Source organism: Pseudomonas fragi (genome assembly GCF_025426255.1).
In the GTDB taxonomy this organism is placed as follows: domain Bacteria; phylum Pseudomonadota; class Gammaproteobacteria; order Pseudomonadales; family Pseudomonadaceae; genus Aquipseudomonas; species Aquipseudomonas kulmbachensis.
Genome location: NZ_CP104861.1, coordinates 3,325,740 through 3,349,260 on the forward strand (window position 1 = coordinate 3,325,740; position 23,521 = coordinate 3,349,260).

The 23,521-nt window shown below is 55.7% G+C and carries 24 protein-coding genes; 10 read left to right on the plus strand and 14 right to left on the minus strand.

Features of this window, described 5'->3' with window-relative positions; genetic code table 11:
* Positions 1-46: 46 nt before the first annotated feature.
* Genes N7D90_RS15350 through N7D90_RS15370 form a run of 5 tightly spaced genes read right to left on the minus strand, consistent with a single transcriptional unit; the run spans position 47 to position 4,787 of the window.
* Entirely contained in the window at positions 47-652 is a 606-nt protein-coding gene (locus N7D90_RS15350) for an ATP-binding cassette domain-containing protein (RefSeq protein WP_261738806.1), read from the minus strand.
* Complete coding sequence (locus N7D90_RS15355; protein ID WP_261738807.1) at positions 645-1,436, minus strand: ATP-binding cassette domain-containing protein; 792 nt, start codon at positions 1,434-1,436, stop codon at positions 645-647. The genes N7D90_RS15350 and N7D90_RS15355 overlap by 8 nt, the downstream gene beginning before the upstream one ends.
* Positions 1,436-2,242, minus strand: a complete 807-nt coding sequence (locus tag N7D90_RS15360) for an ABC transporter permease (protein ID WP_261738808.1) — start codon at positions 2,240-2,242, stop codon at positions 1,436-1,438. The genes N7D90_RS15355 and N7D90_RS15360 overlap by 1 nt, the downstream gene beginning before the upstream one ends.
* Positions 2,239-3,210 (minus strand): ABC transporter permease, encoded by a 972-nt coding sequence (locus N7D90_RS15365; RefSeq protein ID WP_261738809.1) that lies wholly within the window; start codon positions 3,208-3,210, stop codon positions 2,239-2,241. The genes N7D90_RS15360 and N7D90_RS15365 overlap by 4 nt, the downstream gene beginning before the upstream one ends.
* Entirely contained in the window at positions 3,207-4,787 is a 1,581-nt protein-coding gene (locus tag N7D90_RS15370) for an ABC transporter substrate-binding protein (protein WP_261738810.1), read from the minus strand. Before N7D90_RS15370 ends, N7D90_RS15365 begins: the two co-directional genes overlap by 4 nt.
* Before the next feature lie 252 nt (positions 4,788-5,039).
* Here N7D90_RS15370 and N7D90_RS15375 point away from each other — a divergent pair, with 252 nt between their 5' ends.
* Positions 5,040-5,531, plus strand: coding sequence for a hypothetical protein (locus N7D90_RS15375; protein WP_261738811.1), 492 nt, complete (start codon positions 5,040-5,042; stop codon positions 5,529-5,531).
* Here N7D90_RS15375 and N7D90_RS15380 read toward each other — a convergent pair.
* The gene (locus tag N7D90_RS15380; protein ID WP_261738812.1) at positions 5,503-6,285 is read right to left on the minus strand and encodes an HNH endonuclease; all 783 of its coding nucleotides are present in this window, start codon (positions 6,283-6,285) and stop codon (positions 5,503-5,505) included. The genes N7D90_RS15375 and N7D90_RS15380 overlap by 29 nt on opposite strands.
* Before the next feature lie 114 nt (positions 6,286-6,399).
* Complete coding sequence (locus N7D90_RS15385) at positions 6,400-7,293, minus strand: DMT family transporter (protein WP_261738813.1); 894 nt, start codon at positions 7,291-7,293, stop codon at positions 6,400-6,402.
* A gap of 131 nt (positions 7,294-7,424) precedes the next feature.
* Here N7D90_RS15385 and N7D90_RS15390 point away from each other — a divergent pair, with 131 nt between their 5' ends.
* Positions 7,425-7,862: an Lrp/AsnC family transcriptional regulator gene (locus N7D90_RS15390; protein WP_261738814.1), complete on the plus strand. Its 438-nt coding sequence runs from the start codon at positions 7,425-7,427 to the stop codon at positions 7,860-7,862.
* Between the two features lie 2 nt (positions 7,863-7,864).
* Here N7D90_RS15390 and N7D90_RS15395 read toward each other — a convergent pair whose 3' ends face one another.
* Entirely contained in the window at positions 7,865-9,202 is a 1,338-nt protein-coding gene (locus N7D90_RS15395; RefSeq protein ID WP_261738815.1) for a PLP-dependent aminotransferase family protein, read from the minus strand.
* A 98-nt stretch (positions 9,203-9,300) separates the two neighbouring features.
* Between N7D90_RS15395 and N7D90_RS15400 the strand changes: the two genes are divergently transcribed.
* From N7D90_RS15400 to N7D90_RS15410, 3 genes are all read left to right on the plus strand, one after another.
* The gene (locus tag N7D90_RS15400; RefSeq protein WP_261738816.1) at positions 9,301-10,197 is read left to right on the plus strand and encodes a DMT family transporter; all 897 of its coding nucleotides are present in this window, start codon (positions 9,301-9,303) and stop codon (positions 10,195-10,197) included.
* Positions 10,198-10,652: 455 nt separating this feature from the next.
* Positions 10,653-11,531, plus strand: a complete 879-nt coding sequence (locus N7D90_RS15405) for a transcriptional regulator (protein WP_261738817.1) — start codon at positions 10,653-10,655, stop codon at positions 11,529-11,531.
* Positions 11,495-11,989, plus strand: coding sequence for a hypothetical protein (locus N7D90_RS15410; RefSeq protein ID WP_261738818.1), 495 nt, complete (start codon positions 11,495-11,497; stop codon positions 11,987-11,989). The genes N7D90_RS15405 and N7D90_RS15410 overlap by 37 nt, the downstream gene beginning before the upstream one ends.
* Here the strand turns inward: N7D90_RS15410 and N7D90_RS15415 are convergent.
* Entirely contained in the window at positions 11,949-12,461 is a 513-nt protein-coding gene (locus N7D90_RS15415; protein WP_261738819.1) for a hypothetical protein, read from the minus strand. The two genes, N7D90_RS15410 and N7D90_RS15415, sit on opposite strands and share 41 nt — an antisense overlap.
* 239 nt (positions 12,462-12,700) lie before the next feature.
* Between N7D90_RS15415 and N7D90_RS15420 the strand changes: the two genes are divergently transcribed.
* Positions 12,701-14,308: an EAL domain-containing protein gene (locus N7D90_RS15420; protein ID WP_261738820.1), complete on the plus strand. Its 1,608-nt coding sequence runs from the start codon at positions 12,701-12,703 to the stop codon at positions 14,306-14,308.
* Between the two features lie 119 nt (positions 14,309-14,427).
* Positions 14,428-15,765 (plus strand): MFS transporter, encoded by a 1,338-nt coding sequence (locus tag N7D90_RS15425; RefSeq protein WP_261738821.1) that lies wholly within the window; start codon positions 14,428-14,430, stop codon positions 15,763-15,765.
* Positions 15,766-15,907: 142 nt separating this feature from the next.
* Here the strand turns inward: N7D90_RS15425 and N7D90_RS15430 are convergent, their stop codons facing one another.
* The gene (locus tag N7D90_RS15430) at positions 15,908-17,185 is read right to left on the minus strand and encodes an ATP-binding protein (protein WP_261742458.1); all 1,278 of its coding nucleotides are present in this window, start codon (positions 17,183-17,185) and stop codon (positions 15,908-15,910) included.
* A gap of 77 nt (positions 17,186-17,262) precedes the next feature.
* The gene (locus N7D90_RS15435) at positions 17,263-17,973 is read right to left on the minus strand and encodes a response regulator (protein WP_261738822.1); all 711 of its coding nucleotides are present in this window, start codon (positions 17,971-17,973) and stop codon (positions 17,263-17,265) included.
* Positions 17,974-18,144: 171 nt separating this feature from the next.
* Here N7D90_RS15435 and N7D90_RS15440 point away from each other — a divergent pair, with 171 nt between their 5' ends.
* On the plus strand, positions 18,145-18,402 hold the full coding sequence (locus N7D90_RS15440) for a hypothetical protein (RefSeq protein ID WP_261738823.1): 258 nt from the start codon (positions 18,145-18,147) through the stop codon (positions 18,400-18,402).
* Positions 18,403-18,468: 66 nt separating this feature from the next.
* The gene (locus N7D90_RS15445; RefSeq protein ID WP_261738824.1) at positions 18,469-19,032 is read left to right on the plus strand and encodes a cysteine hydrolase family protein; all 564 of its coding nucleotides are present in this window, start codon (positions 18,469-18,471) and stop codon (positions 19,030-19,032) included.
* Between the two features lie 105 nt (positions 19,033-19,137).
* Here N7D90_RS15445 and N7D90_RS15450 read toward each other — a convergent pair whose 3' ends face one another.
* Entirely contained in the window at positions 19,138-20,226 is a 1,089-nt protein-coding gene (locus tag N7D90_RS15450; protein ID WP_261738825.1) for a hypothetical protein, read from the minus strand.
* A 502-nt stretch (positions 20,227-20,728) separates the two neighbouring features.
* On the opposite strand from N7D90_RS15450, the gene N7D90_RS15455 reads away from it, so the two are divergent.
* A complete protein-coding gene (locus N7D90_RS15455; protein ID WP_261738826.1) occupies positions 20,729-20,890 on the plus strand; it encodes a DUF2986 domain-containing protein in 162 nt (53 codons plus the stop codon).
* 130 nt (positions 20,891-21,020) lie between these two features.
* Here N7D90_RS15455 and N7D90_RS15460 read toward each other — a convergent pair whose 3' ends face one another.
* Positions 21,021-22,439, minus strand: coding sequence for an aldehyde dehydrogenase family protein (locus N7D90_RS15460; RefSeq protein ID WP_261738827.1), 1,419 nt, complete (start codon positions 22,437-22,439; stop codon positions 21,021-21,023).
* Between the two features lie 13 nt (positions 22,440-22,452).
* The gene (locus N7D90_RS15465; RefSeq protein ID WP_261738828.1) at positions 22,453-23,493 is read right to left on the minus strand and encodes a homoserine dehydrogenase; all 1,041 of its coding nucleotides are present in this window, start codon (positions 23,491-23,493) and stop codon (positions 22,453-22,455) included.
* Between the last annotated feature and the right edge of the window lie 28 nt (positions 23,494-23,521).

Genomic DNA, 23,521 nt, shown 5'->3' on the forward strand with positions numbered 1-23,521 from the left:
GGGTCAAAGGGATCGCTACACAACCCATCGCAGCCTGCGGCAGCGGCTACGAAGAAACGGTTCTACCCGGATACCAGATATTCGAACACACCTTCTCCAGCAACGCCTTGTTGTGGCTGAACACAATCAACCCCAACTCTCGGTGCTTGGCTTCTTCCAGCAACACTTGCCAGACCTGCGCCTGAATATGTGCATCCAGTTGCGCCGTCACTTCATCGGCAATCAGGTAACGGGTGCGTGGGTCCAATGCTCTGAGCAAGGCGATACGTGCCAACTCCCCGCCCGACAATTCGTCCGGACGGCGTGCCAACCAGCCAGGGTTTACCGCCAGACGCTTCAGCCAATCGGCATCCGGCGACCAGGCATCGCGCAGGCTTTCACCCGTGGTGCGGTAAGGGTTGAACGTTTGCTCGGGATGCTGCGGTACTAGTTGGACCGGGCAATAGCCCTTTTTCGACAGTGGTTTGCCGCCCACACGGACACTGCCCGAGGTTGCCGACTGCCATTGCGCCAGCACTCGGCCGAGGGTAGTTTTGCCGTAGCCGCTAGGTGCAGAGATGCCTTGACGCTCCCCCGGTCTGACCTCGAATGACACCGCATCCCAAAGCCGGTGGCCATCCTGAACAATGCTTAATTGCTGGACCTCAAGCATATTCCGGCACCCTGCGCGCAAAGAACTGCTGCTCGGGCAACGCCGCCCACAGCGACTGCAGCCAAGGGCTGCCGCCGTTTTCGCGCAATTCTTGCGCACTCAGGGTTTCGTGCAATTGGCCCTGATGCAACACCGCGATCCTATCGGCAAAGCGCGCCGCCAGCGCCAGATCATGGGTGACCCACAAAATCCCGCGCCCCTGCAGGCAAAAGCTCTTGAGGTGAGTCAGCAACTGACAGGCATGGTCGTCATCCAGCCACGAGGTGATCTCGTCAGCCAGGATATAGCGCGCATGGGTCAGGGCCGCACTACTGGCCAGAACGCGCTTGGCCATCCCGCCAGATAGTGTGCGCGGAAACTCATTGATCAATTCCGGCTGCAAGCGGTAGCGGCGAAGTTGCTCAGCCACATCGTCCAGCCCCAGCTTGACCCCGCTCAATTGGGCTGCCCGCATCAATTGCGGTCCGAGCTTGATCAGCGGGTTCAGGGCACTGACACCCTGGGGCACGTAACACACGGTTTTACCGCGCTGATCGACCTTGCTGGCATCCCCCAGTACCTGCCCGTCGAGCATAATGTCACCCCGGCAGCGCATGTTTTCAGGCAACAAGCCCAAGGTGCTTTGCAGCAGCAGGCTTTTACCTTCACCGCTGGAGCCCACCAGCGCCACCAGTTCGCCGGGGTGAACCTCAAGGCAAATATTGCTCAGCAGAGGATGCCAGGTCTTGTGCCCCAGCCAATGGTAGTGAGCAACGTCGATCGCAAACTGGTCGAATTTCAGCATCAGGTAATCCTTATCCAGAGCTGCTGCAATGCCCGTGCAAATTGGTCAAAAACCAGTACCAGGCCCACCAGGATCAAACCCGGGAAAAATGCCAGCCACCAGGCGCCGCTGCTCAAATACCTTAGCGCATCGGCCAGCAACAGGCCCAATGACGGGTCATGTGGCGCCAGGCCAAAACCCAGAAAACTCAACGCCGCCGAATGCAAGACCGCGTGGGGGAACATCAACAAGGTGCCGATGATCCACTGCGGCAACAGCAACGGCAGCAAGTGATGGCGCCAGCGATAAAAGCTGCTGTTGCCCAGACGGTGCGAGAGCATCACGAAGTCAGTCTCGCGTATCCGCAGGATCTCGCCACGCAGGATCAAAGCCAGTCGCGGCCAATGGGTCAGCGCCACTGCCAGGATCACCCCCTGTTTGCCGCCGCCCAGGGTGAAACAAATCAATACCAGCAACAACAAATGCGGTAGCGCCAACATGCTGTCGATCAGCCCGCGAATCAGGTAGTCGAGGGTTTTGTTCACTGTGCACAAACTGGCGGCCAGCATCGCCAAAAAGCCGCTGCTGAAGGCGGCGGTCAGGCCGATCTGCAGGCTGGTGGTCATCCCCTGAAAACACCGCAACCACAGGTCACGGCCGAGGCTGTCAGTACCAAACCAGTACTCGGCCGATGGCGGCAGGCGCCGGGCCAGCAAGTCCATGGAAACATCGATATTGATGATCGAAATGCCGTAGACGATCAATCCCAGCAACAGCAGCAGCGAAAGACAAAGCCTGAGCAAGGCGCGATTCGGGTCGTAAGTCATATCTGGCGCGCCGCCCCACGGTTGAGGCGCAATACCAGCGCGTTGGCGATGCTGTTGCCGGTAAACACCAGCACGGCACAAAACATCACAATCCCCATCAGCAACGGAATATCACCGCGCAAACCGGCATCAATTGTGGCCTGCCCGAGGCCCGGATAGGCGAAGACTTTTTCGGCCAGTAACGAGCCGCCAATCAACTCCCCCACCGAGGCAAATTGCAGGCATAGGGCGGGGGTCACCGCGTGACGCAGAATGTGGAAATTGATCAGTGGCCAACCTTTATCGCCCTGGGCATGGGCATAGCGAATAAATTCGCTGTTCATGACCTCAGCGACCCGCGAGCGGGTATGCAGGGCGATATTGCCCACGCCCAACACCCCAAGTGCCAGCATGGGCAGAATCAAATGCCTGAGCCTGTCACCCCAGGTTGCGGTTTCAGCATTGCTGCCTGGGGTCCAGGCGCAGCAGATCGGCGCCCAATTCAGGGTCACGGCAAACAGTGACAGCAACAGCAAGCCAATCCAGAAGGTTGGCATCGACGCGAGCACATAGGACAAGGTTGAGATCAGCCGGTCCGGCCAGCGATTCAAGTAACGCCCCGCTGTCAGGCCCATCGCCAGGCCAACGATGCCGGAAAACAGCCACGCCGAAAACAGCAGCGCAAAAGAGGTAGCAAAGCGCTCGCCAATCACTTGCGAGACCGGTGCGTTATAAAGCATCGAGTAGCCGAAATCGCCTTGCAGCATTTGCCCGAACCAGCGCAAAAAACGTTCCCACAATGGCAGGTCGAGCCCCCAGCGCGCAGCAATCAACGGATATTGCTCAGGGGGCACGTGCAGCAAGTCGTTGCCGATATAGGCACGAATCGGGTCCACCGGCGAAAAACTCAGCAAGACAAAGGTGCCCGCTGCCGTTACCAGCAGCAGGCCCAGTAAACGCACAACAAACAACGAGAGACCGCGTATCACTTGCAGGTCCACTTCCAGCCGTCAACGCTATTGAGCAACGACCAGGAACCGTGAATTTCCGGGGCGCCCTTGCCCAGGTCGATGCATTCATCTGTCAGGTAGGTGTGCTGTACGTTGAGCAACCAGGCCCAGGCTGCATCGCCTTTTACCCCCACGCCGGTTTTGCCGTCCCACTCCACTTGCTGCCAAAACGGCACAGCCTGCTGCCAGGTCGGCGCATCCAGCGCTTGCTGCAGATGCTGGTCAACCAATGGATTTTTGTAATAGCCGGGGTTGTAGTACTCAACGCCTGCCGCCTTGCTGCTGTAGTGATGGTAAAGCTCCATCGGGTCAAGGCTGCCCCAGCCAAACAGGGTCGGGTTGGCGTGCATGTTGCGTTCAACGGTTTCCCAGCTGCCGGATTTCAAGTCCACGTCAATGCCGACAGGTTTGAGCATCGAACGCACGGCCTGGGCCAGATCACGACGCGTGGCATCACCACTGGCGTACCACAGGGTGACTTTGGCTGGCAGGCCGTTTTTCTCGCGGATACCGCTGGCGGTTTCTACCCAACCGGCCTCATCCAGAATCTGTTTGGCCCGGGCGATATCGCCATCCTTGAAGGCCGCATCCGGGTTATCCCACGGCAAGCCCTGGACGCCGGTATACGCCGGGATAGCGTGACCTTCGAGAATCTGGTCGGCAAGCAACTGACGATTGATGGCGTAGTTGATGGCTTTGCGGATGGCGACATCGGCCGTCACATCATTACCTATGGGATAGCCCTGAGCGTCTTTCTTGCCTGAAGCGATGGTTGGCATCACGATGCCACGGTTTTCCACGCTAGGACGAACCCACAACTTCATGCCCGCCGCCGGCGTTACGGCCAGCGAAGGCGCAATACGCACAATGCCCAACTGCTTGCTTTGCGCGGCAGCAAATGCACTGTCCTCATCGAGGAAGACAAACACCAACTTGTTGAAATCGTTTTTCTGCCCCGCGTAGTACGGGTTGGCCTCAACAATCAACTGCTGGCCCGGCTGATAACTGACCAGTCGATAAGGCCCTGCGCCAATCGGTTTTTGCGCGTAGGTTTTGGCGTCGTATTTATCCGCAGAGACGATACCCAGCGAGCCGAGCACATTGACGAAGGTGCTTTGCGGGGCCTTTAGCTCAATACGCACAGTAAGCGGATCAACCGCTTCGGCCTTGAGAAAGTTGCCCATGTCGACCTTGCCACCGCTGGCCGCCGCATTGTTGTAGGTGTACGCCACATCCTTGGCCGTTAACGGCAAGCCGTCGGAAAACTTCAAGTCGGGTTTGAGCTTCAGAGTCCAGGTCTTGCCGTCGTCACTGGTCTTATAGTCGCTGAGCAGAAAGCTGCTCCAGGACAAATCTTCATTCTGTTTGAGCAATGGGCTGTGCAACAGCAGGTAACTGCCATGACTCCAACCCAACATCGGGTCAAAACCTTCTGTGGGCTCATCGCCAATGGCCAGTTGCAGGGTGCGGTCCTGCGATGAATAAGCAGGCGCTGCCAGTACACTGAGCAAAGCAGCCGCCACCAAGGTGTTGCGCATCCATGCAGGCTTTGACATCCATCCTCCTGATAATAAATAGCCTCGCCCAAACCGGGTAGCAAGCGGCTATACGCACGTGATCGCGCCCATCAGTAATAGCAGTCTGATTTTAAATAGCCAGTTATCCATCTGATTTTTTAGGCTTTTTCCCATCTCTCTGCATAACCTTGTAACAATTGCTGCAAGTCAGGTTCGATGATTGTGGCTGTGCTATACCAATGGGTAAGTTTTTTCAGTCACGGCAAACAGACTCAACTGACAGAGGTTCGCATGTTCAAAGGATTAGCCAGTCACCTCAAAGACAAGAACGTCCATTCATTCACCGCCTTGCCGTCCAACAATATTGAACTGTTCGACTGCTATACCGGATTGATCCTGGGCCATCTGTACCGCAACTTCCCTTTGCCGATCACCCTCACTGCCGAGCATTTTATCGACTACAAAACCCTTGGCGACAGCAACCGCGAAGCCTTGGAGAAAGAAGAAAACCTGTTTCTGGCCACCGTCAAATGGCTGGCCGACATCGGCTATATCCACTTCGACGGCATGTCAGGCGTTGCGTTCTACGAAGTAGTACTGACCAACAGCGGGCTACTGATTTTGCGCGCCTACCCTGAAGGCACAGATACCGCCCCCACCCTCGGCGAAAAGCTGGCGCAGAGCATCAAGGACGAAAACACAGCGGACCTCAGAGCACTGGTGACCCAGGCCCTGAGTTTGGGAGTGCGGATGATCAGTCCGATGAGTCGCTCGGGGATTTAAGCCAGGAGCAACGATCCGCATGCCACTGCAACGCTTCAGTACTGGCCATCGCTGAGGGCGATACTGGTGTATTGAGTGGCATGCCTTCGTATTGGGCGTAGTCCGATTTACTCAGCGCCGGAGCCAAGCGAATAAGGCGAGTGTCTGGTTCAATGGCAATCAGATACAAATCGAACAACGTATGCAGATCGGCGCGAAGCAAGACACCGTTGGCGACGGCATTGGTCTGCTGCCCCCTATAGGGATGAATATGCGCAGCCTCCAGCACTTCCGGTTGATCGCAGCCTGTGATTGCGCAGCGCTCGGCATAAGCCGCCAATAACTTCTTACGAAACGCAGCCTGCCCGCGACGACGAACAATACTTGCAGCCACTCGGTTTCTCGCGTCTTCAATATTTTGGGGATCGAAGGCGTGTTCTAGTTCGGCTTGGGTTTCGGCTACTGCCAGCTCCTGAGCTGCTGGGCTGAGGCCCGGTAGCGAATCAATCATTTCAATCAATATAGACTTGATGGCTGTACCGATATTTTTTTGCGGCTTTAGTCCTTTAACCCACTCCAGGCCCCTCGCATCATAGATGGCGGAGATGTTTTGCATTCGGCGTTCAAAAGCCCCCTCATCGCGACCAAAACGCTCGGCTAAGCCACGATAAATATGAGCCTTAACAAACTTTTGTCCTGCTGCCTGCTTTTCCAACATTGCCCGGTATGCCTCAACCGACGCCGCTAGCTCCTTGTCACTCCATCCGCCCGACATCACCCTATCCTTATGAATCTGCACGTAGGCACACACGGTAGGGAAATTTACCCGACAACGTAAGCAGAATGTGCCTGCCGTAGGAAAGAGTCGAGATGCCGAGCGCTTAATCCTTTACTGAACCACAACCCGCCTCCCACCCACTCGCCACCCCAACTGAATCCCTGCCGCGGCAACCAAAATCGCCACAACACCCACCCATTGCAGCAACCCCAGCCGATGGCCAAAGGCAAACCAGTCGACAAAAATTGCAGCTATGGGGTAGATAAAGCTCAGTGCTCCGATCAGTGCCGTGGGCAGTTTCTGGATTGCTCCGTAGAGAAGTACGTACATCAAGCCGGTATGGACTACACCAAGAGTGAGTAAAGAACTCCAGGCCTGTGTGCCAGCTGGTAGCTCGCTGAAATTGGCCATTGGAGCCAGCAGCAGTACTCCGGTGCTGACCTGGATCAGCGCGATCAGGTGCGGCGGCACTCCGCGCAGACGTTTGATGATCAGTACGGCCACGGCATACATCAACGCTGCGCTCAATGCCAAGGCAATCCCCAGCAAGTACTGATTGCCGCTCTCCCCTTGCCCCTGATGAGCGCTGACGATGGCCAGCATTCCGACGAAGGACACCGCCAGCCAGGCCAGTTTTTGCAGGGTGATTTTTTCGCCGAGAAACAACGCCGCCAAACCAAGCAGAATAAACGGTTGGACGTTGTACACGGCGGTGCCGATGGCAATGGAGGCGCGTGAGTAGGAAGCAAACAACAGCACCCAGTTGGCGACGATGGCCACTGCGCTCAGCACGATCAATCCAAAGGTATGGCGATTCAACAAACCGGGGCGCAGAAACCCCATCAGTCCACAGATCACCAGCAACGTGGCTGCACCAAATACACAGCGCCAAAACACTACATCCAGCACCGCTTGCCCGGAGAGCAGAACCAGCCAGCCAATTGTCCCGGAGATCAACATGGCGGCGACCATTTCCAGCGAACCGCGTTGCACTGTCTTGTCCATAACTGCCCCCTTTAAAGTAGGAAACAGTATGGCAATCCCGACACAGGCAGCTCCATAATCCAAAAAAGGCGAGTCGGTATATTTGCCTTTAGTGTTGAGGCATTCTGCCGATTTTGCCTAAGGAGCAAGAAATGAACGACGGGATTGATCAGCTTTTGATTAGTGCCTTGATGGAAGATTCACGTAGCTCCCTGAAGACCCTCGCTGGCATCAGCGGGTTGTCCTCGCCCAGCGTCGCCGAGCGGATACGCAAGCTGGAAGAGCGCAAAGTGATCACTGGTTATACCGTGGATATTGATCCCAAGGCATTCGGTTATCAGCTCCAGGCGATCATTCGGATTCGACCGCTACCCGGCCAGTTGCAGGAGGTAGAACGCCAGATCCAGAACACCCCGCAGTTCACCGAATGCGACAAGGTCACGGGGGAAGACTGCTTTATCGCCCGCCTGCATGTCCGTTCAATCGAGCAATTGGACAGCCTGCTCGATGACCTGAATGCATACGCCGAAACCAATACGGCGATTATCAAGAAGAGCCCGGTAAAGCGCCGCTTGCCGCCCATGGCATAAGTTCACGCCCAGGCATGGGCCTCAACCACCCGCCTCACTTTTGCCAGGCCTTCACGCAGTGAAGCCATGCCCACCGATCCCAGCGCCAGCCTGATGGCATGGGGTACATGGGCTGATGTCGCAAACGGCTGAGCGGTGGAGACCGATACTTGTTCGCGCAGTAATGCCGCCGCGACCTGATCCGCTCTAGCGTCCTCCGATAAAGGCAGCCAGACAAAGTAGGACGAAGGGTGGCGAACAGTGTGCATCCCGGCCAATAGTTCGTCAGCGATAAGCTGCCGTGCTTGTGCGTCTTTGCGCTTCTGTGCTTCCAGGCGGCTTACAGTGCCATCGTCGAGCCAAGCGCTGGTGATCGCTGTCATCACGCCAGGTGCATTCCAGGCGGTGACCCGGATGATTCGTTCCAGAACCCCGACTTTTTCCGCAGGCGCGACGATAAAACCTACGCGCAAGCCTGCTGCGACACTTTTGGAAAATCCAGAAACGTAGACCGTCCTTTCCGGCGCCAATTCGGCCAAAGGTGTCGGAGGGTTTTCGACCAAAAACGCATAGGCCGCGTCTTCGATAATATGCAGGTCATGCTTGCGAGCAATCGCGACCAACTGCTCTCGCTGCTCAAGGCTCATCACCCAACCCAACGGGTTATGCAAAGTCGGCATGCAATACACCGCACGCACCGAGCGGCTGCGACAAAGCTTGGCGAGGGCCTCCAGATCCGGGCCGCTTTCTGTGGTTGGAATCGGCAGGATTTCAAGATGCAATGCGAGCGCCAGAGCCTTGAAGCCTGGGTAGGTCAAGGCATCGACCGCGATCACATCGCCGGGCTGTAACAGTGCCATCAACGCCACGGTCAATCCGTGCTGCGCGCCATTGACGATTAATACCTGTTCGCCAGGTACATTCAGCCCGCACGCGCTCAAGTGCCGCGCCACCGATGCCCGCTCGTGCAAGCGGCCGCCATGGGGCTGGTAGCGTAACAACGACTCCAGGTCGCCAGACAACGCCAATTGCCGCAAGGCGGTGCGCAGCATGTCGGCCTGGCCAGGCAAGGAGGGATAGTTGTAGTTGAGGTCGAGCATCCCGGCTGTCACGTCGGGCTGGTCGATACCATGACCGGGAGGCAACGAGGTCTCCCTGACAAAGGTGCCACGCCCGGTTTCTCCGCTGACCAGTCCCATGGCCTCAAGTTCTGCATAAACCCGGCTTGCCGTGACCAGCGCCAACCCTTCGCTGGCGGCAAGCTGGCGGTGAGTGGGCAAGCGCGTGCCCGGAGGCAATCGCCCTGAGCGGATATCAACTGCAAATGCGTCAACCAGCGACTTGTAGCGGGATCGAGACATCGGGCTTTGTATCCATGACAATATTTTGATTGTCATTAATCATCAGCCATAGGATGTGCTGCATGCAATCCCCCGATCAGCCTTGAGTGTGAGACTCGATGGAACGTACCTCAAACCTGCAAAACCCCACCTCTGAAAAGAACCTGAGCGGCTGGATCAACGGGTTTATCGGCGTGGTTATTTTCAGCGCTTCACTGCCCGCGACCAAGGTGGCGGTGCTGGAGTTTGATCCGGTGTTTCTGACCCTGGCACGCGCCAGTATTGCCGGTGTGCTTGCGTTAGCCTTGCTTGGGCTGTTCAAGGCCAGACGGCCGCAGCGCATCCATCTGCTACCCCTGCTGATCGTGGCCTCTGGCGTGGTAATCGGCTTCCCCCTGCTGACAGCGCTAGCCCTGCAACATGTGACATCGGCACATACCATTGTGTTTCTGGGCCTGTTACCACTTTCCACAGCAGCTTTCGCTGTAATGCGCGGAGGGGAACGACCCAGGCCAGCATTCTGGTTGTTTTCAGTCCTGGGCAGCGCTTTTGTGGTGGGCTACGCCTTCTCCCAGGGCCTTACGGCTGCCCCCGAAGGTGACATCCTGATGCTGCTGGCAGTGCTGATATGTGGCCTTGGTTATGCCGAAGGAGCCAAGCTGTCCCGCACGCTGGGCGGTTGGCAGGTGATTTCCTGGGCACTGGTGCTCTCGCTACCGCTGATGGCACCACTGGCATGGCTGTGGGCCCCCACTTCATTCACAGGCATCAGCCCTCCCGCCTGGTTTGGCTTGGCCTACATATCAGTCTTCAGCATGTTGATTGGTTTTGTATTTTGGTATCGAGGGCTGGCCCAAGGCGGGATTGCTGCAGTTGGCCAGCTTCAACTTCTGCAACCTTTTTTTGGATTGGCGCTGGCAGCCACAGTGCTGCATGAAACAGTAAGCATGGGCATGTTTGGCGTTACTGCGGTGGTGATTATGTGTGTGATTGCGGCCAGGAAGTTTGCCCGCTAACGGTTTATACGCGCAGCCGCTGAATTGGCTCTTTTGATTCTGTCGCCGCGCGACTTTTTATCGTAGGCCTCCTGAGCGTGCATGACACTCCCCGCCGCGTGAATCCAATCACTGGCAGTACAACCGGTGAGACCGAAACTAAACACAAGCACCATCACTGAAAAAACATGCGTCACAACATCACACCTTAGTTCACATATATCAAACGTAACGACGCTCAATTTTAGATTAAAAATTAAGCTTTCAATATAACCATTCTACCCATTAAATGCCTCACCGTACCTTACTCACAATACCTCCCCGCCTTAAAACACCTTACTCAAACTTACTTTCAACTTTTGAGCACCCCAAACAAACGACCCAACGAGACGGATAGGAAATTTCCTACAAGCAGACTTGACTCATAGCGTACCTCTATGATCTTCTTGTACAGGAAAATATCAAAGGTACATAAGATGCAGGGCGACCGTGAAACTTCAACAGCATTAACTACGGTCAAATGCACCTATGATCATGAGAAGCTTTTACTGCGTAACTCTCCCCTGCAAACTACCCTCACCAGCAATGAAGGCCATTTGCTATTAGCCCTGATCGAGGGCGTGACTGACAAAGAAGATTTAATCCGACGCGTCTGGGGAGATCGTGGTCTGATCGTATCGGACAGCAGTTACTACAAGGCGCTTCACACCCTCAGGCATTATCTCTCGGAAGTTGGACTCGACAGATCCGTGTTAAAAACATTGCCCCGACGCGGCGTTGTTTTGTTATTAACAATAGAAAAAACATCCAGTGAAAATAACGCCGATACGCATGGGCATGAACCTCCATACGAACTGCCCGATAACACGGCGACCGAGAGTTGCCCAAACGTCAGCGAAACATCGCCTTCAGCCCCAATAACAGCAGCGCTTGAAAATGACAACACGGTCACAACGCCAGCAACCATGGAACATCCCCCAACTGCCTCACCGCCCCCACCCAGAACTATTAGAAAACACTTTGTCAGAAAACATCTTTTTTACCTGGCACTGTTCTTAGGCATTGCCCTGCCCGCCTATTATGCTTTCATGCTTTTTAGTAAACCTGTCCAACTCGAACGGTGGCGGCTTTTATCGGACACCGGACAATCGAAGCTGTTTGTCGAACTGGGGGATAAAACCGCCCTTGGCGATATCGTTTCCGGCATGGCTATATTTGGTCCCTCTGCGGGCACGTCCGGGACTAACTATTATGTTAAAAAAACCTTGTCTGAACTTTTAGTCAGCTGCGAAAAGCCGGAAAGTAAAGGAGAGGCGTTATGTACAAATTACCTCATCATCGAACAAAAAAAATAACCCTATGGCTGAGCCTGGCCTCTATCATGGTGTTTGGCACGCTGATCGCCCTGCAGGCTTACACCTACCATGAGGACACGCCTCAGGCGCAGTGCTACGCCTCTATCGATTTTGTCTACTCGTCAGATGATGGCCTGCGCTGGACCGGCAAAGGTGATATGTCCATCAATATGGACGCAGGTGAAATATACCTTTACTTCAACCTGAAAAACCCGGAACAGCAATCATTTTTATACAATCGCAGGCTCCAGGTTAACTTTGAGAAACTGGACACCTCCCGCTTCTTGTTTAAAACCCTGAGCGCAACCGTTTTTGAAAGCGACAACAGCAGCAAGCATGCACTTTTTATGCGCCGCGGACTGGAAGGTGGGCTAATAACTTTTTCACGATTCTCTGATGTCGAGTATTACTACAACATCAACAATATTCTGACGGGTGTTTGCCACGTTCCAACCTGAGTGCTGTTGTGCACGGGTACCCATATGCCCCTACCCACTTGGTCTCCCGTTTAAATTCGCGCCGAACAAACAATGAGAAACCACTGACATCACCAGAGTCATAGAGCGAAATATCCTCGGTTCTTGCCTTGGCCAGAACCCGCAGCAAGCGCCTGATCACTTCAGTGACTTTGAAAAACTCCATATTTGAGGAGGTGACAAACGTCACCACATTGGTCAGTGCCAGGCTGTACTGCGCAAACACCACCAGCGGTGGGTAGGTCCCGCACCGGCAAATATGAGCGGCTATCTGGCGGACCACATTATCCCGATCACTGACGTTCAGCAGGCGACCTTTGCGGGTCAGCACATCGAGAAACCGCAAGGCATTACGAAAGTCGACATTTCTGAATTCCGCTGTTCCCTGAACAGCCTGGGCAGCTTTAAAAGCGAAGTCTCTACCCACGATGGGTACTGCGTTCAGTGAAACCATGCTTCAACATCCGGGGCAAATTCCAGTTCAATAGTCACATAGCCTTGCCCCCTCAACCTGCCAGCAACCTTATATAGGTTTCCTCATTCTTACTTTTCCTTACCCCACCTGAAAGCCACGGCCTGCGGGTGTTGCTCGTGGCCTTGAGAGGCTAATATTGGCTCATGCGTTCGCTGTACTCCAGGCGCGAACTCTTGCCTTGAGCGTATTTTATCCGGCTGAATTTCGCAGGAATTTCCATGAATCGCGCAATACGTTATTCCTCGAAAAAAGTCATTTTGATTGCTCTTGCCATCGGCCTTTTGCCCATAGTGCTGGGGACTCTTCTGGTCTACCTGAAGACGAGTTCTGACTTGTCGCGCACATCAGACAATGCCGCTCACGAGGCATCCAGACAGATAACAGTCATGTTGAATGAGGCAGAGGCGGCAGCCAATGAACTGATCAACATCGCAGGAGTGCCCTGCTCTGAAGTTGCCAAGGAGTTACGGGAAGCCGTCGCCACCTACCGCTTCTTGCGTGCAACAAACCTGGCCATGGACAATCAGGTTTATTGCAGCTCTTTATATGGCACAGATGTAAACCTGACCGTGAACCCACAAAACTACTTGCGTGGCCGTTTACGCCTGGTTGACCAGGCCAGCCCCGGGCCCAAGACATCAGTGCTTATATTAAGGGTTCAACATGGCACTAAAAGCGTTCTGGTGGGCATCGATGGCAGACATATTCAAGATGCCTTGCACCTGATCAATAAACACAGCAATTTGTCACTTCAAGTCGGTAACACCTGGATGACTCAGTATGGGATAACCCATACACCGCCCTATAAAGACTTTCCAACAGCCCCCAAAACCTTACTCTCCAATGAATACGGTTTCACCGTCTATGCGGCCTACCCGGCAGGCACATTGGTAAAGCATACGTTCGATACCTATTCGGTACTTCTCGGGCTGTTGTTGGCATTGGGCATATTTACCGGGCTACTGACCTACTGGATGCTTGGCCGCGTACTGGCACCGAGCATGGAACTTCAGCGCGCTTTGTCGGCTGATGAATTCATTCCCTTTTTACAGCCAGTTATTTCTTCAACCTCCGGCAAATGGGTGGGCTGCGAAGTTCTGATCAGATGGAACCACCCTCATGAAGGAATCATTGCGCCTAACAGTTTTATTCCGCTGGCCGAACGTTCCAACTTGATTATTGCCATGACCCGACGCCTGATGCACAAGACTGCACAGCAACTGGCACCTTATGCGTCAAGGCTGGAACAGCCCTTTCATGTGGGATTTAATGTCTCGGCCAAGCATTTTGAAAATTTTGATTTGGTCGATGACTGCATTCTATTTTTGCGGGCATTCAAACCTGGCGCGATCATCATGGTGTTGGAAATGACCGAGCGAGAACTTATAAAACCAACGCCCACCGCGCTGCAGCTGATTGAAAGGCTCCACGACCTTGGTGTAAAAATTGCCCTTGATGATTTTGGCACCGGCCATTCCAGCCTGAGCTACTTGCAGCGTTTCAAGGTCGACTTCATCAAGATAGATCAGAGTTTTATTTCAATGATCGGGGCCGATGCCCTGTCGGTGCACATCCTTGACTCCATACTGGACCTGGCCCTCAAACTGGATTTGCAGGTTCTGGCCGAGGGTATTGAGACCGAAGAACAGCGCGACTATCTGGGTGCGTGCGGCGTGGACTTTATGCAGGGCTACTTCTACGCCAAGCCCATGCCCATCGACGATTTTTTAAGCACCCTACTGGATAAGACCAGCCTCTCGAAAAAAACAGCCTGGGTAGACAACCCCGGTTCGACGGCAACATGCCCGGCGTCCGCACAGCCCTGATCAAGCTTGCCTGGCAAGGGACAAGTCGGTGCTGACTATGCCGATGACACTTTTGGAGCGAATCGATTTAGCTGCCGCCTCGATAATCACGACTTACTGATGACAGGTCGAGGTTCAGCATGACAAGCGCGTCTACAGAGCAAGTCAGCCCGAAAACGCTGAGAAAGGTAATTGTCGCCGCCGCCATCGGTAATTTTGTCGAATGGTTCGACTTCGCCGTCTATGGCTTTCTGGCCACGACCATTGCCCAGCAATTTTTCCCCAGCGGCGATTCCGGTGCCGCGTTACTCAAGACCTTCGCGGTGTTTGCCGTGGCCTTCGCGTTTCGGCCTCTGGGCGGGATTTTCTTCGGCATGCTGGGCGACAGAATCGGCCGCAAACGCACCCTGGCGATGACCATTTTGCTGATGGCCGGGGCCACAACCTTGATCGGTGTGCTGCCTACGTATGCGGCTATAGGGGTCGTGGCACCAATTCTTCTGACCCTGATCCGTTGCGCCCAGGGCTTTTCCGCAGGCGGTGAATACGCAGGGGCCTGTGCCTACCTGATGGAGCACGCGCCCAACGATAAAAGGGCCTGGTATGGCAGCTTTCTGCCAGTGTCGACATTTTCCGCTTTTGCAGCCGCCGCTGTGGTGGCCTACGCCCTTGAGGCGTCATTATCGGCCGAGGCCATGGGCAGTTGGGGTTGGCGCCTGCCGTTCCTGATTGCAGCGCCGTTGGGGCTGGTGGGGCTTTACCTGCGCTGGAAGCTGGATGAAACCCCGGCGTTCCAGGCGGTGAAGGAGGAACATGCAGTTGCCCACTCCCCACTCAAGGAAACCTTGCGCAACCATGGCGCGGCAATTTGCTGCCTGGGGGCCTTTGTGTCACTGACAGCGCTGTCGTTTTATATGTTTACCACCTACTTCGCGACCTATCTGCAAGTCGCAGGCGGTCTGAGTCGCGCTACCGCATTGCTGGTGTCACTGATTGCCCTGATCTTCGCCGCCGCAATATGCCCGCTGGCAGGGTTGTTCTCGGATCGCGTCGGGCGGCGGGCGACAGTGGTGACGGCATGCGCCCTGCTGATTGTCGCGGTGTATCCGTCGTTCCTGATGGCAAGTTCCGGTGGGTTCGCGGCGTCCATCGTCGGGGTCATGTTGCTGGCGATTGGCGCGGTGTTGTGCGGCGTGGTAACCGCAGCCCTACTCTCGGAAACCTTTCCTACCCGCACCCGTTACACCGCCTCAGCCATCACCTACAACATGGCCTACACCCTGTTCGGCGGCACCGCACCGTTGGTAGCAACATGGTTGATCAGCACCACCGGCAGCAACCTGTCGCCGGCGTTCTATCTGATTGCAGTTGCACTGCTCGCCCTGGTTGGTGGCCTGGCGTTGCCCGAGACGTCACGGATATCCCTGCATGATGTTGCGCCCCAGGGCAAAGGGGCAAGAGTGGCTGCGGCGCTCTGAAGGGCTGAGTAGCCGTTAACCGTGCTTCTGTGAGAGCCAGCCTGCGCGCGATGTGCTTGAGACGTTCGCGAGCAGGCTCGCTCCCACAGTGGGGGCTACACCGAACGTGGGTGAACAGCATTACGGGCTGACCCGATACTGCCTACAGACCTTCGCCCTTTAACACGGCTAACACCACGTTCACTTGCAAGCCGCCAATCTTGCGATTGCTCAGGGTTAACGACCCCCCGTGCTCCAGCACAATTGCCCTGGCTGCCGACAACCCCAGCCCTACTCCACCGGTGTTTTTATTGCGCGACCCTTCCAGTCGATAGAAGGGTACAAACACCTGCTCCTGGCTTTCCACAGGAATCCCAGGGCCTCGATCGAGTATGACAACCGTCACCTGCTCATCGTCCCCGCTCAGTTCTATGGCTGGCTCGCATGCGTATTTGATGGCGTTGTCCAGCAGGTTGGTGACAACGCGTTTCAGACCCAGCGGGCGACCGAAGTAAACAAGGTGCGCAGGGCCGCTGAAGGCAATATCGATCGCCTGATCGCGATAGTCATCGATCAGGGTTTGTAGAAGCTCTGCCAGATCAAATTGCGTGGCCTGCTCCAGCCGGGCGTCGTCGCGAAAAAACTCCAGACTGGAGTTAATCATTGCCTGCATCTCATCCACATCGCGAAACAGTCGCTGCTGTTGATCAGGATCGTCGATAAATTCACCGCGCAAGCGCATGCGCGTCAGCGGCGTGCGCAGGTCATGGGAAATAGCCGCGAGCATCTGGGTACGGTCTTTGATGAAGTGCTGCAACTGTGCCTGCATCGCGTTGAAGGCAAGAATTGCCTGACGGATTTCCTTGGGGCCAATCGGTTCGATGGGCGGCGCCCGAAAGTCGACACCGAAGCGTCGGGCGCCTTCGGCAAATTGTTGCAAAGGTCTGGCCAGGTGGCGGGTCGCGATCAGCGCTACCAGTGCGGTGGACAGCAGCACCAACAGAATCAGGATCAGGTTGCGCTGCCATTGGCCCAACCCCCAACTGCGCGACGGGATGCTGAACATCAGCCAGGAACCATCGGTCAGTTGCACCAGCAGGCTGTAGTGACCATTTTTCTCTGGCCAGTCGCTGGGCTGGTAGGCTTCGAGTCGCCGCACGGGGCTATTGAACAGACGCTGCGTAAGCGGGCTGAGCGTTCGCTGCACCGCGTCAGGAACCTGCGGTAAGTCCAGGCCTTCGCGGCTGGCATGCCAACTGATGTTCGAAGTGCGGTCGGTGACGGCTGCAGCCAGACGTTCACGCTGCGAGGCCTCTGAAGCTTCTATCAGCTTGGTGGTCAGGGAAATCTTTTCCAGCAAACCGGTCTCATCCAGCGGAGGATAGGCCCAGACGCCTGCCAGTTGGGTAAAGAGCGCGTTGAACCCCAGTGCCGTGAGCATCGCGACAATCGTGGTCAAGGCAATCCAGCGGGCTATGGTGTCGCGCGAACGCAGGCGCCAACCTGAAATCCAGCGCCTCACTGCCGGGTCACACTGGGGGTAAACAAGTAACCGACGTTACGCACGGTGCGAATCATCTCAACCCCTTTGCTGTCGAACTCCAGCTTGCGCCGCAAGCGGCTGACCTGAACGTCGATGCTGCGGTCGAACGCTTCATGACCCGAACCCCGCGCCAGATCGAGCAAGAGTTCGCGGGTAAGAATGCGCTGCGGGTGTTCAACAAATACCAGCAACAAATCGAACTCCCCGGCCGACAGCGGGATCATCACTTGATCCGGCGAACGCAGTTCCCGTCGGGTAAGGTCCAACTGCCAGTCGGCAAACTTCATCAGCGGCCGCGGCACCTGCCCGGTCGAAGGCTGACTCTGCCCGGCCCGGCGCAGCACCGCACGTACCCGCGCCAAGAGTTCGCGGGCGTCGAAAGGCTTGCTCAGGTAATCGTCGGCACCCATTTCCAGCCCCACCACCCGATCACTCAGCTCGCCCATGGCCGTCAGCATAATGACCGGCGTGGGGTACTGCTGGCGCAGGCGCTGACACAACATCAGTCCGTTCTCTCCAGGCAGCATCAGGTCAAGAATGATCAGGTCCGGCGGCTGAAGGGCCATCGCCGCCCACAGTGAAGTGCCATCGGTCGCCACCTCCACCGAATACCCGTGTTGCACAAAAAATTTCTTCAGTAGCGCAAGGACCTCAAGGTCATCGTCCACGATCAAAAGACTGCTCACCGGCGCATATCACTTAAGCTCTGTAAGGACACGTATCTAAAACTATTCGGCGCGCTGCGTCATATATTTCAACTCGGCAATAAAGTGTCGGCACGGCAAAAAAGCAGACATATCCGGGCAAACCGCGAGTGCGAGGATCAACCTCCTTTCCTGCCAAGAATGTTTTAGCCCATGCCTCCTGACAACTCGCCCATGATCCTGGAGCAGCGCCTGGTAAAACGTGCCAACGCCGCCCTGCACTGTCGAGAAACCAGCCTGCAGCTGTCGAGTGACCGCGCAGAACTGGTACTCAGCCGCTATATCGAGCATTACAGCCAGGAAGGCGTGCAATGGGTCGAGCGTACCCACCGGGTGCCGGTGAGCGCGCTCTTGAAGTGGATGATTACCCGTGGCGAACCACAGACCCTTACCCAGGACAGCGACCTATAACGCGCTGGTGCCAACCACCACAACCCGCTTAGCATGACCCTCCTATTTCCAGCCTGAGGTACGGTCATGCCCTCTATCAAAGCCAATGCAGCATTGATCATCATCGATATGCAAAAAGGGATGTCCGACCCGAAACTTGGCCGTAGAAACAACCCGGATGCCGAGCTGAACATACAACGCTTGCTGGATTCCTGGAGGCAGGCGCAACGCCCGGTTGTCCATATCCGGCATATTTCCAGGACTGCGGGCTCAGTGTTCTCGCCCGGACAAACAGGCTGCGAGTTCCAGGATGCACTTGCCCCGCTGGCTCTTGAGCACGTCGTCGAAAAAAACGTACCCGATGCATTCGCCAACTCCGGCCTGGAGCGGTGGCTGCGCACACGCTCCATTCAACAATTGGTCATCGCCGGAGTCGTTACCAACAACTCCGTGGAGTCCACTGTGCGCGCAGCAGGTTGCCTGGGTTTTGACACGATCGTGGCTGCCAGCGCCTGTTATACATTTGATCAGAAAGACCTGACGGGGCGGCTCTGGCCAGCCGAGGATGTACATGCGCTGTCGCTTGCCAATATGGCGATGGACTATGCCAGTGTCATGGATGTGAACCGGATACTTGCAGAGCTGGGCTGACTCACATGAGCGTGGCCAAGGCCTCTGCTCCGGGAACGCTTGCTCGGGTACAAGTCCGAACAAGCCTTCGGGATGCCGCCGAACCTGCGCTCGGCGGCACCTGGGTCAGGACACCGCGTCCAGTGCGGCTTTTTGCGCCTTGGCTGCAGAGCGGCCACGCACCCAGTTGAAACAAATAGCGAGAATCAAGGCGAAGCCGACGTAGCCCAGCAGCGGATAGACAGTGCCTACCAACTTGCTGAAACCGCCCAGGCTCAAGCCCAGCCCCACGCATACAGTCACTGCACTGATGAGCTTGAAGCGACTCGTTTCAGGCTTGGAGAAGCGCGCGCTGAAAGCAAAGAACATTCCCACCGCAGTGCTGTAGACCATGCATACCAGCGCCACCGACATCACCACCGAAAGGATCGGCGAGATGCGCCCCGCCAGTGCCAGGGACGGCATTTCGATGCCCTGCAACTGGTTGATGTTGGCAAACAGGCCAATATTCAACAGCAGGATCAGCGCGCCCAGACCCAGACCACCAAGTACGCCGCCCAGAGCCGCGGCCTTGGGTTGCTTGGTCATGCCACCGATCACCGCCAGCATCGGGAAGCCCACGGCGATATTGAACGATGCGTACAGCAAGGCGCCGACAAACCAGTTACCGGTGACCGTTTCGTTGTTTTCCCGTGCAACTGCGTCGAGGGTCTCGATCGGGGCGTTGTAGCTGAAGATCGAGTAGGTGGTGATGATCAGCACCATCGCCAGCAGAAATGGCATTACCGCGCTGATCAGATCGATGATGCGCTTGACGTTCATGCACAGGGTGGCGATTACCAGTACGGACATCAGTACACCGCCAAACAACGGAGGCAGGTCGTACTGTTGGGCAAAGATCGAGCCGCTACCGGCCAACATCACCACACCCACGCCGTACAGGAAGAAAGACAGCACTACGTCAACGACCAACCCGAGACGAGCACCGAACAGGATGTATAGAACTTCCTTGTGCGAGCTTGCTTGCATCTTCGAGCTCATTCGAGCGATCTGCATACCGAGGAAAGCAAACATCAGCCCACTCACCAGAGTGCCTATAATGCCTATAAGCCCATAGCCGGTGAAAAACTGTAGCACCTCCTGCCCGGAGGCAAAGCCGCCACCAATCACCACGGACATGTACGCAAGCGCAATCTGGATCGACTGTTTATTCATTACACTTTTCTCATTCTTGGACTTATTAGGTGCACGCAAACAGAGGGCCCACTGACACCCCCTCACTTTCGCGGAGCGACTGTCTCCAGGGCAGTCCAACCAACTGCTGTGGTTTGCTGAACTGTGCGGGTAGGCAGACGCCGCAGGCAGTATAGGAAGTGTTGCGCAGGTATTTTCACCATATACAGATCTTTATCTGGCGAAAACATGGCGCAAAAAACATTAATTCATCACAAATATCTTGAACATGGCGATATTGACCGCAAAAACCTCTGAAATATTATGAAACAAGTGTGTTTTTACAAATCAATAACTTAACTGAAATCGATAACAGCAACTGACGGGCTGAACACATAATGTCCACCTCGCCCAGCGGTCGTGACAGAAGAAGATGAAGCGCTGATCCACACTACCCGCCAACGCCTCGCGGCAGCGCAACGGGTAAAAGTGGCGCTGACACGGCCAAGCAAGAATTCAAGAATTTACAAGCTGAGAAGAAAACATGAATCGTCGTAAAAAAATAACCCAGTTGCTGAAGGCTCACGCCAAAAAGGCCAGCGCCAAATTGGCACCGAAAAACAAGGACAAATACATTAGCAAAGCTGACCGCTTGAAGCTGGCGGCGGAGTCCAGCCAGGATTTGGCTGCGTCCCCTGAGAGCTGATCCGCGGGCCTGAAGTGCTATCGGTATTTACAACGCCGCGCCCGTGCCGAGCGCCCCATCAGTTTGAATTGAAAGAGCACCGGGTGACGCCGATAAGCGGGCTCACCCGATGTAAAAGTACGTCGATGGTTTAACCCATTTCGTTGATGCAGACCACTTTGGGCTGGGTCATGTCCTCATAGGCAAACCGAACACCTTCTCGGCCCAGGCTTCCGTATTTGAAGCCACCAAAAGGCATGGCATCGAAACGATAATCTGAAGAGTCATTGATCATCACACCGCCGGCTTCAATTTGGCGGGCCAATTTCAATGCTTTGGACAAATCGCGTGTGAAGAGGCCTGCATGCAAGCTGTACTCCGGGGCATTGGCCAAAGCAACGGCATCTTCAAGCTGATCAAACGGCTCCAGAATGACCACCGGCGCGAAGACTTCCTGCTGCCAAATCCTGCTGTCATGGCTTACACGCTCTAGAACAGTTGGGGCATAGCTGCCCGCTTGACGATGGTGGCCGCACAGTAGAACTGCGCCCTCACCCAATGCTTCATTCACCAGTTGTTCTGTGCGACGAGCCGCCTGCTCCGTAATCATCGGCCCCACATCGGTTGCTCGCTGATCGGGATCGCCAAGTACCAATGCACGCGCTTTGCTGACAAACCGTTCCCGGAAAACTTCGTAGATTGAACGGTGCACAAGGATGCGCTGCGTTCCGATGCAGTTCTGCCCTGCGGCCCAGAAGGCGCCAGATACACAGGACTCAACGGTCGGCTCAAGATCACAGTCGTCGAGCACAATGACGGGTGCGTTCCCTCCCAGATCCATGGCCAGCTTTTTCAAGCCTGCAGTACGGGCAATGGACTCTCCAGTTGCAAAGCCACCGGTGAAGGAAATCATCCGCACTTCGCGCAGTTGTACCAATGCTTTACCCAGGTCAACGCCGCCGGTGGCCGGGGTTACCACAGAAGGCGGTAGACCCGCGTCTACCAGGCACTGAACCAACTTGAGTGCAGACAAGGGTGCGAGCTCTGAGGGTTTCAGGATCACGGCATTACCACCCGCGATGGCCGGGCCCAATTTATGGGCAACCAGGTTCAGGGGATCGTTGTAGGGAGTGATCGCAACGATCAGCCCCAGCGGCTCACGGGTAAACCAACCTTGGCGCGATTCGGAGCCTTCATATGCCTCAAATGGAATGACCTCACCGGCGTTACGGCGAGCCTCTTCCGCTGACAGCTTCAGCGTGTTGACACAGCGCTTCACTTCCTTTTCTGCTTGGCGCAGCGTCTTTCCCGACTCTGCAACGATAAGTTTGGCAAATGCTTGCGCGGCAAGCTCTACACGCCTGGACGCGTCCTCCAGGATGCGTGCACGGAGGTGACGCGGCATCGCCGCACTCTCACGCACACCGATTCGAGCGCGCTCCAGCAAGCCAGGTACCGCAGTTGCATCGAGGCAAGGCACGCTTCCCACCAAGCGACCATCGAATGGGCTGAACACATCAATCTGTTTGGCATCAACAAGCTGGATACTGGCCATGCTGGATATGGTCATGACTACTCTCCCCTTACTTACTGTAGGTGCCATGGATGGCGATGATGTCTGACAGCAATGCAAAGGCAGTCTCGATACGACCCGCTCCAGGCCCAGATACGGTGACGGCTCCCAGCAGTGCGGTATTGAACGACACCGCGTTAATGGCACCGCAAATCCCTGCGAGCGGATGGGTATTGGGCAGCAGTCGAGCCTCCACACTCGCTCGAACCGAACCATCAATTTCGCGATGTGCAGAACCGATCAGCTTCCAGCTTGCACCGTTGGCAGTTGCCTGAGCGATGTCTTCCGGGGTGATGCGGCTAATCCCGGAGCAAGCCACATCGCTGACACTCAATCGTGCATTGAGCAGTTCGTTGGCAAGGATCACCACCTTGAGGCGGACGTCAAACCCCTCCACATCGGCCGTTGGGTCAGCCTCGGCATAGCCAAGCTGTTGAGCCTGGGCGACAGCTGCGTTAAACGTCAGGCCGTCCTTCATGCGAGTCAGCACGTAATTGGAAGTCCCGTTCAGAATGCCTTCAAAACCTTGAATCTGTGCACCTGCCAGAGCTTGTCTTGCCAAGCGAATCACAGGTGTACCGCTCATCACAGAACCCTCGTACTCGAAGGCAACACCATTGCGACGGGCCAGTTCCTTTAGCTCGGCACCGTGCAGTGCAATTGGCCCTTTATTGGTGGTCACAACATGAATGCCGCTTTCCAGAGCCCAACGACAGAACGTCGTCGCGGGCTCACCATCGACAGGGTTGGTGAAGGTGGCTTCAGCAATCATGTCGGCACCAGAATGCTTGATGATGGTTTCGTTGAACGCCTCGGCACTGCCCCCTGGCAACTGAGCGAGTGCCCCCTTCTCGCTGGGTAGAGCGACCAACTGCATGGCATCCAGCCCTTCTTTAGCAACGATGGAGCCAAGAAAAAGATCAGTAACACCGACGATTGTTATTCCGAAGCCCAGAGTTGCTTTCCACTCGGCGTTACGATCGGCAATTAGTTGCGCCAGGCCACGATTGACGCCACCAAAACCCACCAGGGCAATCTTGTATTCAGTCATGAAAGCAGTCCTCTTAGACGTTGTTTGA